At 60.5% G+C, this 16,385-nt stretch carries 13 protein-coding genes; 3 read left to right on the top strand and 10 right to left on the bottom strand.

Annotation, left to right across the window (positions count from 1 at the left end):
- Nucleotides 1-12: 12 nt before the first annotated feature.
- The 3 genes from LJY18_RS13970 to gabT all read right to left on the bottom strand — a co-directional run bounded on the left by LJY18_RS13970 (nt 13) and on the right by gabT (nt 2,591).
- Nucleotides 13-501 (bottom strand): Lrp/AsnC family transcriptional regulator, encoded by a 489-nt coding sequence (locus LJY18_RS13970; protein WP_172149405.1) that lies wholly within the window; start codon nt 499-501, stop codon nt 13-15.
- A gap of 43 nt (nt 502-544) precedes the next feature.
- Entirely contained in the window at nt 545-1,201 is a 657-nt protein-coding gene (locus LJY18_RS13975) for an HAD family hydrolase (protein WP_238042426.1), read from the bottom strand.
- A 91-nt stretch (nt 1,202-1,292) separates the two neighbouring features.
- Nucleotides 1,293-2,591: a 4-aminobutyrate--2-oxoglutarate transaminase gene (gabT, locus tag LJY18_RS13980; protein ID WP_238042427.1), complete on the bottom strand. Its 1,299-nt coding sequence runs from the start codon at nt 2,589-2,591 to the stop codon at nt 1,293-1,295.
- A 272-nt stretch (nt 2,592-2,863) separates the two neighbouring features.
- On the opposite strand from gabT, the gene LJY18_RS13985 reads away from it, so the two are divergent.
- The 3 genes from LJY18_RS13985 (at nt 2,864) to acs (ending at nt 6,733) form a co-directional block, all read left to right on the top strand.
- Nucleotides 2,864-3,790: a 2-hydroxyacid dehydrogenase gene (locus LJY18_RS13985; RefSeq protein WP_238042428.1), complete on the top strand. Its 927-nt coding sequence runs from the start codon at nt 2,864-2,866 to the stop codon at nt 3,788-3,790.
- Nucleotides 3,791-3,993: 203 nt separating this feature from the next.
- Nucleotides 3,994-4,464, top strand: a complete 471-nt coding sequence (locus LJY18_RS13990; protein ID WP_238042429.1) for a hypothetical protein — start codon at nt 3,994-3,996, stop codon at nt 4,462-4,464.
- Nucleotides 4,465-4,774: 310 nt separating this feature from the next.
- A complete protein-coding gene (gene acs, locus LJY18_RS13995) occupies nt 4,775-6,733 on the top strand; it encodes an acetate--CoA ligase (RefSeq protein ID WP_238042430.1) in 1,959 nt (652 codons plus the stop codon).
- 491 nt (nt 6,734-7,224) lie between these two features.
- On the opposite strand, the gene LJY18_RS14000 is transcribed toward acs, so the two are convergent.
- The 7 genes from LJY18_RS14000 to LJY18_RS14030 form a co-directional block, all read right to left on the bottom strand.
- Nucleotides 7,225-8,718 (bottom strand): ABC transporter ATP-binding protein, encoded by a 1,494-nt coding sequence (locus tag LJY18_RS14000; RefSeq protein WP_238042431.1) that lies wholly within the window; start codon nt 8,716-8,718, stop codon nt 7,225-7,227.
- Nucleotides 8,715-9,536, bottom strand: coding sequence for an ABC transporter permease (locus tag LJY18_RS14005; protein ID WP_238042432.1), 822 nt, complete (start codon nt 9,534-9,536; stop codon nt 8,715-8,717). Before LJY18_RS14005 ends, LJY18_RS14000 begins: the two co-directional genes overlap by 4 nt.
- Nucleotides 9,533-10,468 carry an ABC transporter permease gene (locus LJY18_RS14010; protein WP_238042433.1) on the bottom strand — a complete coding sequence of 312 codons (936 nt, stop codon included), beginning with the start codon at nt 10,466-10,468 and terminating at the stop codon, nt 9,533-9,535. Before LJY18_RS14010 ends, LJY18_RS14005 begins: the two co-directional genes overlap by 4 nt.
- Nucleotides 10,465-12,000, bottom strand: coding sequence for an ABC transporter substrate-binding protein (locus LJY18_RS14015; RefSeq protein ID WP_238042434.1), 1,536 nt, complete (start codon nt 11,998-12,000; stop codon nt 10,465-10,467). The genes LJY18_RS14010 and LJY18_RS14015 overlap by 4 nt, the downstream gene beginning before the upstream one ends.
- A 577-nt stretch (nt 12,001-12,577) precedes the next feature.
- Nucleotides 12,578-13,411: a substrate-binding periplasmic protein gene (locus LJY18_RS14020; protein ID WP_238042435.1), complete on the bottom strand. Its 834-nt coding sequence runs from the start codon at nt 13,409-13,411 to the stop codon at nt 12,578-12,580.
- Nucleotides 13,412-13,582: 171 nt separating this feature from the next.
- Nucleotides 13,583-14,662: a tartrate dehydrogenase gene (locus LJY18_RS14025; RefSeq protein WP_238042436.1), complete on the bottom strand. Its 1,080-nt coding sequence runs from the start codon at nt 14,660-14,662 to the stop codon at nt 13,583-13,585.
- 38 nt (nt 14,663-14,700) lie between these two features.
- Nucleotides 14,701-16,158: an NAD-dependent succinate-semialdehyde dehydrogenase gene (locus LJY18_RS14030; protein WP_238042437.1), complete on the bottom strand. Its 1,458-nt coding sequence runs from the start codon at nt 16,156-16,158 to the stop codon at nt 14,701-14,703.
- Nucleotides 16,159-16,385 lie beyond the last annotated feature (227 nt).

Consider the following 16,385-nt stretch of genomic DNA (forward strand, 5'->3'; position numbering starts at 1 on the left):
TTCGGCGGAAAATCAATGACGCAACAGTTTGCGCAGCGGTATCCCATCTTTCAGCACAGGCGACTTGATGACGATGTAACTGAAGTACTTGGAAATGCCAATGTTCTTGTCCAACAGGCCTTCCATCACCGCCTGATAATGCTGGATGCTGCTAGTCATGAAGCGCACCAGATAATCGTAGCCGCCGCTGATCAAGTGGCACTCGAGCACCTCATCGACCAAGCGGATATTGGACTCGAATTTGGCGAAGTCCTCGCGCTTGTGGTCATGGAGGGTGATCTCGGTGAATACCGTCACCGAGTCGGTGATCTTGGCCAGGTTGAGATGGGCTTTATAGCCGGAAATATACCCGGCCGATTCGAGCCGCTTGACCCGTTGCAGGCAAGGACTGGCCGATAGGCCGACCGCATCGGCCAGTTTGACGTTGGTGATGCGACCGTCTTTTTGCAGCTCGACCAAGATATTGATGTCGATTCGGTCCAGCTTGACTAAACCTTCCATGCGTACCTCTCGATCGCTATTCATAGGCTGTCTTTTAGCAAACTCAGCGCCGTAAAGACAGCTGATGCTGAGCGACCAGGTCAGCCATGCTATTGATGCAACAGTCCGCCGGACATGGCTGAGTATAGCGGCCGTGGTCACGACGAATCAGGCACAAGCCGGCCGATACGGGCGGCTCGGCGGGATACCTCGACACTTGCAGGATTTGTTCGGCCTTGAGGTTGTTGGCAAGCAACCAGGCACGGTCTTCCAATGGCTTGCTGGCCGGGGAAAGCAAATCCTCGGGTATGATCCCCAAGCGCTCGCAGAGCGCCTCACGATCCTCGGCATCACGGTCCCCATGCACCAGCAGCCGATAGAACTTGCGCAGATACAGCATGGCGCCGGGCGCGTCTTCGAACAGCGACCAGTTGCGTACCGAACGGGCGAACGTCATGCCCTCCTCCCAGGAAACTTTGAGCCCCAGGCGCTCAGCCAACTGGCGATGGGCGAAGCATAACAAGCCACTGAAACCCAGCTCGGAGAAGCGCGGATAGAGCATGCGCACCGCCTCGTTGAATTCGCTCAGAACCTCTTCCCGCCCCAACATGCCGGGGCGGTTTTCGAGCAACGGCTGCAAGGCCGTCCAGACGCCGGTATCCCGATCGACCAGAACTTCATCACAGTCGATCAGCAGCGCACGATAATCAGTCAGATCCATGGTGTGTAGCCTCCTCTAATGCACTTCATCGATCCAAGCTCCAAAACCGCCTCGGTCGGCGCGAACAGTGCGCGCCGACCGAGGACTTAGCTCAACTCAACACACGTGCCAGGGCCGCCTCGAGAATTTCCAGGGCTTCGTCGATCTGCGCTTCTTCGGCGACCAGAGGCGCGAGGAAACGCAGCACGTTGCGGTACACGCCACATTTGATCACCAGCAGGCCGCCGTTGCGGGCCTCATCGATCAGCTTCTGGTTGAGCTCGGGATCCGGGCTGCGGGCAGCATCGTCCTTGACCAGCTCGATCGCCAGCATAAGGCCGGTGCCGCGTACGTCACCGATCTGCTGTGGGTTGCGCGCCTGCAGGCGCAGCAGGCCCTGACGCAGACGTTCGCCCAGCTTGTCGCCGCGCGCCAGCAACTGTTCCTGCTGGTAGGTGTCGATCACCGCCAACGCCGCTGCGCAAGCCAGCGCGTTACCGCCGTAGGTGCCGCCGAGGCCGCCGGGGGCTGGTGCGTCCATGATTTCCGCACGGCCGACCACGCCCGAGATCGGCATGCCGGCGGCCAGGCTCTTCGCCACGGTAACCAGATCCGGCTGAATCCCGGCGTGCTGGAAACCGAACCAGGTGCCGGTGCGACCGAAGCCGGTCTGGACTTCATCGAGGATCAAGACGATGCCATGCTGTTCGGTCAGCGCCCGTAGCGCGCGGAGAAATTCGACCGGCGCCGAGAGGAAACCGCCATCGCCCTGTACCGCCTCGATGATGATCGCGGCTACGCGATCTGGCGAGACCTGGGTGGCAAACAACTCATTGAGGGCCTGCAGCGCCATCTCGCTGGTGAAACCACGGTAAGCATTCGGATACGGCGTGTGGAACACCTCGGGCGCCATGCCGAAGTTCTGCTTATACGGCTGGCTCATGCCGGTCAGGGTCGTACCGAGTAAGGTACGGCCATGGAAACCACCACGAAAGGAGATCACCGCCGGACGCTGGGTATGGGCGCGGGCGATCTTAACCGCATTCTCCACAGCCTCTGCACCCGAGGTGAACAGTGCAGCCTTATGCGCAACGCCACTGGAGCCAGCGACCAACTCGCACAAGCGTTGTACCAGATCGAGATAGGGCTGATAGGCCACCACCTGGAAGCAGGCGTGGGTGACCTTCTGCATCTGCGCCTGTACCGCCGCGACCACCTTCGGATGATTGTGGCCAATGTTCATCACACCGATACCGCCAACGAAGTCCAGGTAACGCCTGCCGTCCACATCCCACAGTTCGGCACCCTGGGCGCGGTCGACGACCAGCGGATGGGCAGTGACCAAGCCACGTGGCACGAACTGATCACGCTGCTGGAGCAGATAAGGGGTTTCTTCGACTTTGCTGTTCATGGCATCTCCCATAAGTGAGCCTGGCAACCGGGAGGCGGCTGCGATGTGCTTCAGGTTAAGCCTTCGAGACAATGCTCTAAGCCGAACTTGCCCCCTGAGAAATTCGGATCGACTGTTTTCACCCTGGCAAACGGCAGAATCCTTCAGTACATGGAATCTTTCGAAATTCGCTCCATATAGCCCGACGCAATGCATTTGCCGCGGCTCTTACAATATTTACTGCTCTGCCACTCGGGCATTCTGACTATTTCCGTTTATATGAGGAAATGCCCATGGCCCTGCTCTATAAAGCCGACCCGGTGCGCGGCGAACAATGGAAAGTGCTGTTCGCCGAACAAGCCCCAGATATCGAATGGTGCGCCTGGCCAGACATCGGCGATCCGCGGAAGATTCGCTATCTGGCGGCCTGGCAGGCGCCGGACGATCTCGACACACTGCTGCCGAACCTGCAGGTGCTGTTCGCCCTGTCGGCAGGCGTCGACCAGCTCGACCTCGGCCGCTTGCCAGCGAGTTTGCCGGTGGTCCGCTTGCTTGACCCGGGCATTACCCAGGGCATGTGCGAGTACGCCAGTTTCGCCGTGCTCAGCCTGCATCGGGACATGCAGCGCTACCGCCAGCAACAGACCGAAAAGCGCTGGCAAGCGCACCGGCTGGTGCCTGCGCACCAGCGCCGGGTCGGGGTGCTGGGCCTCGGCCTGCAGGCCCGGCAGATAATGCTGACCTTGCAGCCCTATGGCTTTGCCCTGTCGGGCTGGGCGCGCAGCCGACACCACATCCCCGGCGTCGATTGCTTCGCCGGCGCCGAGCAACTGCCGGCTTTCCTCGGCCAGTGCGACATTCTGCTGTGCGTCCTGCCACTGACCGAGCAGACCGAAGGGATTCTCGACCGTAAATTGTTCCAGCAGCTGCCCCGCGGCGCCGCACTGGTCAATATGGGTCGCGGCGGCCACCTGGTGGAAGAGGACTTGCTCGCAGCCCTGGCCAGCGGCCAGCTCAGCGCCGCGGTGCTCGATGTACTGCAACAAGAGCCTGCCGCGCCGGAGCATCCCTTCTGGCACCATCCGCAGATTCTGCTGACGCCGCATATCGCCGCGATGACCCAACCGCAGAGCGCATTTGCCGTGCTCCTGGACAATATCCGCCGCCACCAACGCGGCGAGCCCATGCTCGGGCAGATTGATCGACAGCAGGGCTATTAATCGGCCAAGCAATCGAAACAGAAGTTAATGCCGCTCCCCGATTAAACGGCCTGTGCACATGACTGATTCTGCACTAAGAGCAACATTTAATTCTGCCCCAGTGGCCGATACTGGATGCGCCGCCGGAGAGCCTTGGGCGCGGCATGTGCGTGCGGAGAAAACCAAAGCCACCGCAAGAATTCGTGCAGAGGAGAGACCCCGCAATGAAAGAGCAGCCGGTGGCGAACAGGCCTGTCGACGGAGAAGGGTTCTGGAATCAGGTGCGCGCGGCTTATCCGAAGCAACAGCCCCTGCTTAATTTGAACAATGCGGCCGTAAGTCCGCGGCCACTGCAGATCGATAAGCTCGACCACTGGAATCTCGGCACCTATAACTCGGCTATTCAGGCGGGCATTGCGCCGGCGATCCGCTTTCATAAGGAAATCGGCACGCAAGCGACTCACGCGCGCCACCAGGAACTGATTTGCTACTGGATCGACCTCACCAGTGATATCCCCGGCAGCCGAATGCACACACCGCTGGCTACCGACGAGCCGGGGCCGGTGAGCCTGTTCTCCATCGATGGTCTGGATGCCCGGAAGATCGAGCGGGAACTCCGGCAGAACCACGAGGTTCATGTGAAGTACCACCAGTCCCAACAGATCGGTGGACTACGGGTATGGCCACATATCTAGATGCTGAGGAGCGATCTCGAGCGTTGCATCGAGGCGCTCAAGCAAGTGGTGTGCAGCCAGCAGCATGCTGGCCCCGCCTCCCTAGCTCTGCTGCTCACCGGCTGGCCGCCGGTGAGCAGCAGCTAATGCAGTGGTCGAGTATCGATGTTTTACCTTTCGAGCGCTCACGCAGCCAGCCCGAGTAGGTTCACTTATACCAAAGAGTCTCCAGACACTCGGGGATTGATTAGTCAGCGCCTCCGGCAGTCCCCCACGATTGACAACAACTTCGTGCTCTTGCAAGTGCGAACTTTCCATTGAGGTAAGAACGATGAGTGCTGCGTCCCTGTATCCCGTGCGCCCCGAGGTGGCGGCCCGCTCCTTGACCGACGAGGCCACCTACCAAGCCATGTACCGGCAGTCGGTGGTCGACCCCGACGGCTTCTGGTGCGAACAGGCCCAGCGGCTCGACTGGATCAAGCCGTTCACCCAGGTCAAGCAGACCTCCTTCGACGACCAGGACATCGACATCAAGTGGTTCGCCGACGGCACTCTGAACGTGGCGCACAACTGCCTGGATCGCCACCTTGCCGAGCGCGGCGAGCAGGTCGCGATCATCTGGGAGGGCGACGACCCGTCCGAGAGCAGGCACATCACCTACCGCGAGCTGCACGCGCAGGTGTGCAGGTTCGCCAACGCCCTGCGCAGCCAGGACGTGCAGCGCGGCGACGTGGTGACCCTCTACATGCCCATGATCCCCGAGGCGGTGGTGGCCATGCTCGCCTGCACCCGTATCGGCGCCATCCACTCGGTGGTGTTCGGCGGCTTCTCGCCCGAGGCCCTGGCCGGGCGCATCATCGACTGCCGCTCCAAGCTGGTGGTCACCGCCGACGAAGGCGTGCGCGGCGGCAAGCGCATCCCGCTCAAGGCCAACGTCGATGCGGCGCTGGCCAACCCGGAGACCGCCAGCGTGCAGAAGGTCATCGTCTGCCGCCGCACCGGCGGCCAGATCGCCTGGGACGAGTCGCGCGATGCCTGGTACCAGGCGCTGATGGAAGTCGCCGGCAGCGATTGCGCAGCCGCGGAGATGGGCGCCGAAGACCCGCTGTTCATCCTCTATACCTCAGGTTCCACCGGCAAGCCCAAGGGCGTGCAGCACAACACCGGCGGCTACCTGCTGTACGCCGCGCTGACCCACGAAAGGGTGTTCGACTACCGCCGCGGCGACATCTATTGGTGCACCGCCGACGTGGGTTGGGTCACCGGCCACAGCTACATCGTCTATGGCCCGCTGGCCAATGGCGCCACCACCCTGTTGTTCGAGGGCGTGCCGAACTACCCGGACGTCACCCGCATGTCGCAGATCATCGACAAGCATCGGGTGAACATCCTCTACACCGCGCCGACCGCGATTCGCGCCATGATGGCCCAGGGCACCGCGGCGGTGCAGGGCGCCGATGGCTCCAGCCTGCGCCTGCTCGGCTCGGTCGGCGAGCCGATCAACCCGGAGGCCTGGAACTGGTACCACGAGACCGTCGGCCAGGGTCGCTGCCCGATCGTCGACACCTGGTGGCAGACCGAGACCGGCGGCATCCTGATCAGCCCGCTGCCGGGTGCCACCGCGCTCAAGCCAGGCTCGGCGACCCTGCCGTTCTTCGGCGTCAGGCCGGCCCTGGTGGACAACCTGGGCAACCTGCTGGAGGGCACCACCGAGGGCAACCTGGTGATAGTCGATTCCTGGCCGGGCCAGGCGCGCACCCTCTATGGCGACCACGGGCGCTTCGTCGACACCTACTTCAAGACCTTCAAGGGCATGTACTTCACCGGTGACGGCGCCCGTCGCGATGAGGACGGCTACTACTGGATCACCGGGCGGGTGGACGACGTGCTCAACGTCTCCGGCCACCGCATGGGCACCGCGGAGGTGGAAAGCTCCCTCGTCGCCCACCCGAAGGTCGCCGAGGCGGCGGTGGTCGGTGTGCCCCACGACATCAAGGGGCAGGGCATTTACGTTTATGTCACCCTCAACGGCGGCGAAGAGGCCAGCGAGCAGTTGCGCCAGGAGCTGAAGAACTGGGTGCGCAAGGAGATCGGCCCGATCGCCACCCCGGATGTGATCCAGTGGGCACCGGGTCTGCCGAAGACCCGCTCGGGCAAGATTATGCGGCGCATCCTGCGCAAGATCGCGGTCGCCGAGTACGATACTCTCGGCGATATCTCCACCCTGGCCGATCCCGGCGTAGTGCAGCATCTCGTTGATATTAAAAGAACTATGAGTGTTGTGGACTAGTTTAGGGATTCATCAATGCTCCGCCCGGCAGCTTACCGGGCGGGGTCTTCTGGCCTGCAGAACTGCACATCGCCGGTATGGACCAGTCAGAAGCATGTTCTGCGTACTATCGGATACTACCCTCCACCATCAACACCGCGAGCCGATGCTCGGCCAGGTCGACTTCAAGCAGGTCTATTAGTGGCCTGCACGATTCGAATTCGGACCTTCCGGCTAGCTGCAGGTAAAGCCATACACAGTGACAGGAAACAACACAATGACTGCTCAAGCTGTTAAGCAGCATTTCCGATTCGCAGTCTGGCCGATATCGAACGCCTGGAAGAGACTCCGCTAGCGCAAGCTCTGCCTGCAAAGAGCACCTATGAAATCTTCTGCCAATCGGCACGCTTGTTTGGCGACAAGACAGCGCTGACCTTCTTGCACAGAAGTAGATGACGGCCATAGAGGCCGTCTATCTCTGGCGTCACCACCAGCCTTTACCTTTGCGGTTGCTAAATGATTTCTTCGCGGATCGATTTGGCGGTGATCTCGCGCGCGGGGACAGAGTTGGTCGGAGCGGCTGATGTGAGCAGGTCGGCCCCATGGCCGTGTTCACCTAGGCGTATTCGCTGATCCGATACTGCCTCGATCAGTGCTTCATCGTGGCTGACTAATAAGACTGCCGTATCGCTTTCTTTGGCAGCCTCCACCAGCAACTCGAGCACCTCCTTCTGCGTGATCAGATCCAGGCGCGAACTCGGTTCGTCTGCGAAGATGAAGACAGGATTGATGAGCAGCACACGCAGCAGCGAGAAGCGTTGCAACTCACCTCCTGATACGTTTCCCGGCAAGCGGTTCAACAACTCCGGCTCCAAGCGCAGTCGCTGTAGGAGTGGACCGATGCGATTTGCATCGAGCTTGTGCAGCTTGACGAGGTCAGCCAGGTTGCGGGCCAGCGTAACGGTGGGAGGAAATGCCGCGACAGGATCCTGAAAAAGCTTCTGGTAGGCGACGCGAGGAACATCTGCTCGCTTGCTTACGCTTCCTTCAGTGGATGTCATCAAGCCGAGAAGGACATCGCCCAGCGTCGACTTTCCGCAGCCAGAGGGGCCCGTTACACCAACGATTTCGCCAGGCCGCACGTCGAAGCTGAGTTGTCTGAAGAGCGCTCTGCCACCACGATCAACCCCAAGATCCCGTACCCTGACCACAGGTCCTCCCTGGATCCTTTCACGCTTGGTCACCTTCCAGGATGCCGGCTCGGCGTTCAGCAACTGCTGTGTATAGGTGTGTTGCGGGTTGTTGAGTACTTGCTCGGCACTGCCGGTTTCAATGACTTTGCCTTTGAGCATGATCATCACGGTGCCACCCAGCCTGCGCGCGACCTCTATGTCATGAGTGATGATCAGCAGCGCACCGCCGTTCTGCAGGCCAGCCTGGAGAAGCGCGATCACTTCGCCGATGCGGGCGCTGTCCAAGCCTTTGGTAGGTTCATCCGCCACCATGACCTTGGCACCGCCGGCATTAGTGGCTGCGAACGCAAGCCGTTGAGCCATCCCTCCCGAAAGCTGGAACGGATATTTTTCTTGCGCATGCTCGAGGCCTAGTCGAGATAGGTCGCCTTTGGCTGATCTGCGCGCTTCGTCCTTGCCTACACCCACTACATACTCGTAGGTTTCAGAAACCTGCGAGAGCGCACGCATGGTCGGATCGAGGCTCAGCCAAGGCTCCTGGGGGAGCACGGCGATCTCACGTCCCCACAATGCTTGTCGCCCCCGGCTCTGGCCCTCTTCACTGAACCCGTCAGCAAATTGGATATGCCCACATGCATGCAGGCCTGGAGGCAAGTTGCCAACCACCCCCTGAGCAAACAAGCTTTTGCCGGACCCCGTCTCACCAATGATGGTGAGCACCTCTCCAGGGAAGAGCTCGATAGAGAGAGGGTCTACAAGCCTAGCCTCCAAGGTAAGAATCTCTAAAGATTCAGTCTTCAGTAGAGGTTTCACGGTTTGCGGCCTCCGGCGATCAGCATGAGTGAAAGAATGATGAGGAAAATGACCAGAATGGGCGTTGCGATGATTGACGGAGCCTCAGCGAAGTAAGGCAGTAGCTCGGTGATCATCAGCCCTAGCTCAGCCACTGGAGGACGGACGCCGACACTCACGAAGCTCAGAGCAGCGATGGCCATGATGGATGAGGCTGCCCCGAATGCAGCAATGGTCATGACGACCGAGGCCAGCTCGGGCCATAGGTGGCGGCGGATGATGTAGAGAGGCCCAAAACCCAAGAGGCGGGTTGCTGCAACGGCAGGAGAGGCGAGGACAGTACGCGACAACGCCCTAGTCATCCGGAAGTACTCAATCCACAACACCAACGCAACTGCGCCATACAGCGCGATGAACGAGCCTGGAAAGATCGCCACAATCAACAACACCAGCAACAGGCCCGGAAGTGCGAGAAACATCTCCGCCACCAAACCAAGGCACTTGTCGGTGCCCCCCCCCTTCCACGCTGCAAGAATTCCCAGTAACACGCCGGGGATGGCGGCGGTCACTACGCTGATCAACGCCAACCCCAAGGAAAGGCGAATGGCGGCAGCAAGACGTGCAAGCATGTCCCGCCCTAAGTGGTCGGTACCTAGGGGATGCCCACTCACAGGCATCGACAAAATCGCGCTGTAGTCCTGTTTAGCGATGTCTACGCCCCACAGGAGCGGAACGAGGACAGCAAAGCCCACAAGCAATGCAAGGATTGAGTAGCCGATGAAATGAGGCAAATTGCGCGGTTTCGGAGCGGCATTAGCAACAGCGAGTTCAAGATTCATGCGTCTCTCCGGCGTGGGTCGATCAAATGGTTTGCCAGGTCGACACAGGTGTTCAGCAACACGAACAAGAGGCCCATTGCCAGGGCAGTGCCTTGCACCATGGGTATGTCGCGCTGAACGATAGCGTGTACCAGGCCGTGCCCAATTCCGGGCCAGGCGAAAAGCGTTTCCACAACCACGACGCCCTCGATCAGGTACACAAGTTGAACGCCGAGATAGGTGACTATCGGGACGCCGATGTTACGCAGGCCATGGCGCATGAACACCGTTACAGCCCCCAAGCCTTTTAGCCGCCCGAATGCATAGAAAGGTGACGATGCAATCTTCTCCGTTGCATCACGTGCTATGCGTGAGGAAACAGCTGCCAATCCCAGCGCTAGCGTGAGCGTCGGAAGAACACTGTGCACCCAGGTGCCGTGCCCGGCTGATGGCAAAATTGCCAGTGACACCGCGAAAACCAACACTAGGATGACGCCTAACACGAAGTGAGGGATTGCTCGTGTGACGGTGCTTAGCAGCAGCAAGCCTTTATCAAGCACCCCCCCAGGACGAAGACCGGCCACTATCCCCAGGGTAGGGCCGATCAGGAATGACATGAACACTGCTCCGAGTGCCAAGCGTACGGAGCTTTCGAGCTCATGCATCACCATTTCCGTAACCGGAATGCTCGATACCAGAGACTTGCCCAGATCCAACGTAAGGAGGTCACCCATCCACGCCAGGAAACGCCAGATGGCTGGTTGATCAAGATTGAGCTCCGCGCGTACCGCTTCCGCTGCAGCGACATTGACCATGTCATAGCCGTAACGGCCCGCTGCAATGCGGTAGGCGGCATCGCCTGGTAGGAGGGTCATCAGCAGGAAGGTGAGAGCGCCGACCAATATGGCCACCATCGCCGCTTGGAGTAAGCGAAATCCGAGCAAGCGAATCATTCGACCCACCGCATCGTGCTCAGCCCAAAGGTCCGCTCGAAAGGATCAATCGCTGCCCCTTCCACTTTTCTCGAAACCGCGATGGTCTGGCGGTACCAGGCGACGGGAAGTAGCGGCAGCTCGTTTTGTATTTGGGCAAGCATCTTATTGCGCAACGCCTGCTGCTCAGTTGGGTCCTTGCTGTCCAACAATGCTGTCATCGCTTGGTCAAATTGCAGGCTCTTCCAACCCATCGCGCCCCACTCAGCACCGCCATGGCCGAAATCCCCGTACAGCGTTACCAACGGGTCAGGTACAAGCGCGTAGTTGCGGGCAAAGAGTGCCAACTGCAGGCTGCCGTCGTTGTACGCAGCGGGAATGGCGCTGACATTTGCCACGGCGACCGTGACGTCCACACCGACCTCACGCAGTTGCGCCTGGAGGGCGGTCGCGATCAGTGGCAGTTCAGGGCGATCGCTAAACGTCAGAAGTTTGAGGTGGAGGCGCGCACCATTTTTCTCCAGGATCCCATCCGATCCGGGCCCCCAGCCTTGTGCTTTGAGTAACGAGCGCGCAGCGTCTGGATCGTAAGCAAGGGGCGGAAGGGTCGGATCGTGCCAGGCGGTGACATTGTCCGCGAACATTTGAGTCGCACCCGTACCTGGAGCACGCAGCACAGCAGCGGCGATTCCCTCCCTTTGGATTGCAAGGCTCAGCGCTTTTCGGGTTTCGACCGATGCTGTCTCCCCGCTTCCAGAGTTCACTGCCAGCACCACCACACGGGGGACAGGCCCCATCAGCACCTGAACGTTTGGGGCGCGGGATAGGCGAGCAATACTCGGTGGATCAAGCTGAAATACCAGTTCTGCATCGCCGCTCTCTGCCATCAGCGTGCGCGTCTCTCCTCGATCGGCCGCGAGATAAGTGGTTTTTTCAAGAGCGGGCTTCCTGCCCCAGTACTGCTCGAACCGCTGGGCAGCTAGCCGTTGAGGCGGCTGAACCAAGGTTGTCTGGTATGGACCGGTTGCGATGACCTTTTGGACAGCGTCATGAGAATCGTAAGCTGCAGCAGCAAGGATGCTTGTCGATGAATGAGCCAGCAAGGCGGGCATGGGAGCGAACGCTTCTGCCAGACGAATGACAACATCATTCCCATCCGCCGTGATCGATTCGATTTTGGCGTTGCGCAAGATGCCTGGCTTGCTCCGAGCCACGTTCAACGAATGGGCTGCCGCTGCTGCAGTCAGGTTGGTGCCATCGTGAAATTTGACGTCTTTGCGGATCGTCAGACGCCATGTCTTGCCGTCATCCGCAACGCTCCATGTCTCTGCAAGAGCAGGTAATGGCTGACCTGCTGCATCCGCTTCCAATAGGGTCTCAGTGACCTGCATCCGCTGGAAGATGAAGCCCGACACAGAAGGATCTAACCCAACAATCTCGAACGGTGCGACGACGTCGAATACTTTCTCTTCAGCGCTCACATACGTTGTCGAGACTGCGGCCCATGCGGCACACGATGCCGCGAGCACCTTGAGGTGGAGCTTGATAACCACTGACGCATTCCTTCTGGTTGGCAGCCGATGAAAAGGTCGGTGTCTCCTGGCGATGCAAAGCACTGCTGGGTGTGCCGTCCCTATCACCGTCGATGAATAAATCTTCACCACTTGAAGAGTGGCGCACATGATAGCTACCGTTATGATATAACATCTAGCCACGAGTTACTTCATTGCATTTCTAGTCGTTCGCCCCACCAAGGAAGTGGACACTGGTTGGGTACGTAACAAGCGTTGCAGCTTGAGTAACTCGCCTAAGGTAACTGGCAATTGACGACTGAGGCGGCGAGGCCGATTTCACCGATCCCTTTTATCGGTTCTGCCGATCGCCGAGCTTGAGCAACAGAAGGGACTGGTACAGCTACTGGCAAGTCCTGTGTGCTGCGCAGTACAGCGCGGCTCCGATGGCCATCGGCTTAGTACCAAACGGTGCTACTGCCAGGCGGCCTCAACTACGCCTATCCCGGCGCATCGCGCACCGTTCAGTTCGGTATCGCCTTTGTATAGCGCTTGTTCGAGCAGGGGCTGGCGTCGTCACCCGGCGAACGCAAGGCTGAACAAGCAACCCCAGACACAGCTAGTTGCTGACAGTCTGCTGCTGAAGAAGCGGATAGATCGCATCGTAACGACTCACAATGCGATAGATGACACCCTCCCGCTCAAGGTCGGCCAAGATGGCATCTAGGTGTTTTTTGAAGTCTTCCTTGTAGGGATAGGCCCGCGGGTTGCTTCGGCCATAGCCGAGATGCCCCTCCTCGCCGGAAAGCCAGGGGCCTTCGACTATCCAAGTGAGGTCCATTTCCCCGAGCACACCATCGCTGAGCATTCGATCCAGCTCCCAGAGAACAGCACGCCGATCGTTGATATAGGCGTCCAGGCGCCCACGATAGAGCATGGCCAAGCTGGTGCGATTGTCCTTGCCGTAGACCTGGTGCAACTCGCCCTTCCCCAGCATGCGCTGGTAGTCCTGATCGCGGATATTGATGAAGCCGCTGTTCTGACCGATGCGCAAGCCGACATAGGATTGTGGAAATGGCATGTCGGGGAGTTTGCGAGCCACATTGGCACGCACGAAGACGACCAGTTTCTCTCTCAAGATCGGCCGCGAGTAATCCATCCACGGCCGCTCCCTGGTGCGTTTGTAAGGCGGATAGACAGCAAAGGCACGGCCCTTGGCCAGCTCTTCCAGCGCCCTCGCCCAAGGCAAGGGGCGAATGTGCACGCGATAGTCAGGCATGCGGTCGAAGGCCACACGCAGAATGTCGGCGTAGATCCCTTTAGCCTCGCCATCCTCGGCATAGCTGTAAGGCGGGTAGCCGGCATCGCAGAGGATGGTCACTTCGATAGGCGGGCTCGCCCAGCTCATGGTGCACCAGGCGCAAGCCAATAGCCCGACCAACAACGTACGCATACACAAATCTCTCGAATGAAGCGGCTTGAATCGACTGCCACCAGACTGCCCCCCGGCAGCATCAAGACACATGCCCGATCAAGGCACAAAAAAAAGCCCGCAGTGTGAGCGGGCTAAAAGGGTGACGCACACAGTTCTGAAGGCTTGCGCCGGTCCGCCGTGAATCCGCGACTAAAGCGCCGCGGCGATCGCCTTACCGACATCCTGAGTCGAGCCCTGGCCGCCGAGATCGGGGGTGATCGGCCCTTCGGCGATGATCTGCTCGATGGCCTTGAGAATGCCGTCGTGGGCCGCGCGGTAGCGCTCATCGCCATTGCCGAGGAAGTCCAGCATCAAGGCGCCGGACCAGATCATGGCAATCGGGTTGGCGATGTTGCGCCCGTAGATATCCGGGGCCGAACCGTGCACCGGTTCGAACAGCGAGGGGTAGCGGCGCTCCGGGTCGAGGTTGGCCGAGGGGGCGATGCCGATGGTGCCGGCGCAGGCCGGGCCCAGATCGGAAAGGATGTCGCCGAACAGGTTCGACGCCACCACCACATCGAAGCGATCGGGCTGCAACACGAAGCGCGCACAGAGAATGTCGATGTGCTGCTTGTCCCAGCTGATCTCCGGGTACTGCTCGGCCATCAGCGCGGTGCGCTCGTCCCAGTACGGCATGCTGATCGAGATGCCGTTGGACTTGGTCGCCGCGGTCAAACGCTTGCGCGGGCGGGTCTGCGCCAGGTCGAAGGCGTACTTGAGAATCCGATCAACGCCACGGCGGGTGAACACCGACTCCTGCAGCACGAACTCATGCTCGCTGCCTTCGAACATCTTGCCGCCCACCGAGGAGTATTCGCCCTCGGTATTTTCGCGGATCACCACGAAGTCGATATCGCCGGGCTCGCGTCCGGCCAGTGGGCAGGGCACGCCGGGAAACAGCCGCACCGGGCGGATATTCACGTACTGGTCGAAGTCGCGGCGGAACTTGAGCAGCGAGCCCCACAGGGAAATATGATCCGGCACCTTGTCCGGCCAGCCGACGGCGCCGAAGTAGATGGCATCGAAGCCTTTCAGCTGCTCGAACCAATCGGCGGGCATCATCTGCCCGTGTTCCAGGTAGTAATCGCAGTGCGCCCAATCGAGCACTTCGATGCTCAGGTCCAGATCCCACTTGCGCGCTGCCTGCTCCAGCACCCGCAGCCCTTCGGGCATTATTTCCTTGCCGATACCGTCGCCGGCGATCGCGGCGATCTTGAATGTCTTGCTCATGCCTTTGTCTCTCGAAATGTGTTCGAACACTGACCGACTCACAACCCGCCGATGTGGAAGGCTTTGACTTCCAGGTACTCGTCCAGGCCGTACTTGGAACCCTCGCGGCCCAGGCCGGACTGCTTGACGCCTCCGAACGGTGCCACCTCCATGGAAATGAGCCCTGTATTGAGGCCGACCATGCCAAATTCCAGCGCCTCGCCGAAGCGCCACGAGCGGCGCAGATCCTGGGTGAAGAAGTACGCGGCCAAGCCATAGGGCGTGGCATTGGCCAGGACCAGCGCTTCGGCCTCGTCGGTAAAGCGCATCAGCGGCGCCACCGGCCCGAAGGTTTCCTCGTTGGCCAACAACATGCCGGCATGCGCCTCGCCGAGCACCGTCGGCTGGACGAACTGGCTGTCGCCCGCAGGGATGCCGCCGCAGAGCAAACGGCCGCCTTTACTCAGGGCATCGTCGATATGCTTGGCGACCTTGCTCACCGCCGCCGCATTGATCAGCGGGCCGGTGGTCACGCCCTCCTCCAGGCCGTTGCCGAGCTTGAGTTTGCCGACCTCTTCCACCAGGCGCTGGGCGAAGCGCTCGTAGATACCCTCCTGCACCAGGATACGATTGGCGCAGACACAGGTCTGTCCGGCGTTGCGGAACTTGCTCTGCATGACCCCCGCCACCGCCTGTTCCAGGTCGGCGTCGTCGAACACGATAAAGGGCGCATTGCCACCCAACTCGAGGCTGAGGCGCTTGATATGCTCGGCGCTCTGGCGCATCAGCAAGCTGCCCACAGCGGTCGAGCCGGTAAAGGAAATCTTGCGCACCGTCGGGTTGCCGGTCAGTTCTTCGCCGATCCCCACCGGCATGCCGGTCACCACGTTGAACACCCCGGCAGGAATGCCGACCCGCTCGGCCAGCACCGCCAGCGCCAACGCCGACAGCGGCGTCAGGTCCGAGGGCTTGACGATCACCGGGCAGCCGGCCGCCAGGGCCGGCGCACACTTGCGGGTGATCATCGCGTTGGGGAAGTTCCACGGGGTGATGGCGGCGCAAACCCCGACCGGCTGTTTCAGGGTCAACAGGCGGCGGTCACCGCTGGGCGCCGGAATGGTCTCGCCGTAAATCCGACGGGCCTCCTCGGCGAACCATTTGACGAAGCTGGCACCGTAGCGGATTTCGCCCTGGGCCTCATGGAGCGGCTTGCCCTGCTCGCAGGTCATGATCAAGGCCAGGTCGTCGAGATTATCGAGCATGGCCTGATACCAACGCTCCAGCAGCGCGGCACGTTCTGCCGCAGGACGCGCCCGCCAGGCCGGCCAGGCGCGTTCGGCGGCTTCGATGGCGCGGCGGGTTTCGCTGCCTTGCAGAGCCGGCACCCGGGCCAGGCACTCGCCGCTGGCGGGGTCGACGACATCCAAGGTGGCCGCATTATCGGCAGCGGTCCACTGCCCATCGATGTAGGCGAGTTCTACCAGCAGGCTGGGGTCTTTCAAACGATTCTTGAGCATGGTCGAGTCCTGTTCCGAGACAGCTTCCAGTCTATGCAGAGGCTACAAACGAGGATGCTGAAAGCGCTCGCCCAGCAGCGTTGGATGCTGAATATTGCCCGGCGACGGCAGGCTCTACTGGGTGTGCGGTAGTTGGCGGGAGCGCAGCCTAGGGAGGGGCTGCTGGTGTCGCGACACGAGTATCACTTACCGTGGGAGCGGCCGGGCGGTGTTCCGCTTCAGCCGCA

This window comes from Pseudomonas sp. MMS21 TM103 (genome assembly GCF_022132145.1).
Taxonomy (GTDB): domain Bacteria; phylum Pseudomonadota; class Gammaproteobacteria; order Pseudomonadales; family Pseudomonadaceae; genus Aquipseudomonas.

Excerpts from the sequence above, each read along its gene's own strand:
- LJY18_RS13970 (WP_172149405.1), bottom strand. The coding sequence starts at position 501 with ATGGAAGGTTTAGTCAAGCTGGACCGAATCGACATCAATATCTTGGTC.
- LJY18_RS13975 (WP_238042426.1), bottom strand. The coding sequence starts at position 1,201 with ATGGATCTGACTGATTATCGTGCGCTGCTGATCGACTGTGATGAAGTT.
- gabT (WP_238042427.1), bottom strand. The coding sequence starts at position 2,591 with ATGAACAGCAAAGTCGAAGAAACCCCTTATCTGCTCCAGCAGCGTGAT.
- LJY18_RS13985 (WP_238042428.1), top strand. The coding sequence starts at position 2,864 with ATGGCCCTGCTCTATAAAGCCGACCCGGTGCGCGGCGAACAATGGAAA.
- LJY18_RS13990 (WP_238042429.1), top strand. The coding sequence starts at position 3,994 with ATGAAAGAGCAGCCGGTGGCGAACAGGCCTGTCGACGGAGAAGGGTTC.
- acs (WP_238042430.1), top strand. The coding sequence starts at position 4,775 with ATGAGTGCTGCGTCCCTGTATCCCGTGCGCCCCGAGGTGGCGGCCCGC.
- LJY18_RS14005 (WP_238042432.1), bottom strand. The coding sequence starts at position 9,536 with ATGAATCTTGAACTCGCTGTTGCTAATGCCGCTCCGAAACCGCGCAAT.
- LJY18_RS14010 (WP_238042433.1), bottom strand. The coding sequence starts at position 10,468 with ATGATTCGCTTGCTCGGATTTCGCTTACTCCAAGCGGCGATGGTGGCC.
- LJY18_RS14020 (WP_238042435.1), bottom strand. The coding sequence starts at position 13,411 with ATGCGTACGTTGTTGGTCGGGCTATTGGCTTGCGCCTGGTGCACCATG.
- LJY18_RS14025 (WP_238042436.1), bottom strand. The coding sequence starts at position 14,662 with ATGAGCAAGACATTCAAGATCGCCGCGATCGCCGGCGACGGTATCGGC.
- LJY18_RS14030 (WP_238042437.1), bottom strand. The coding sequence starts at position 16,158 with ATGCTCAAGAATCGTTTGAAAGACCCCAGCCTGCTGGTAGAACTCGCC.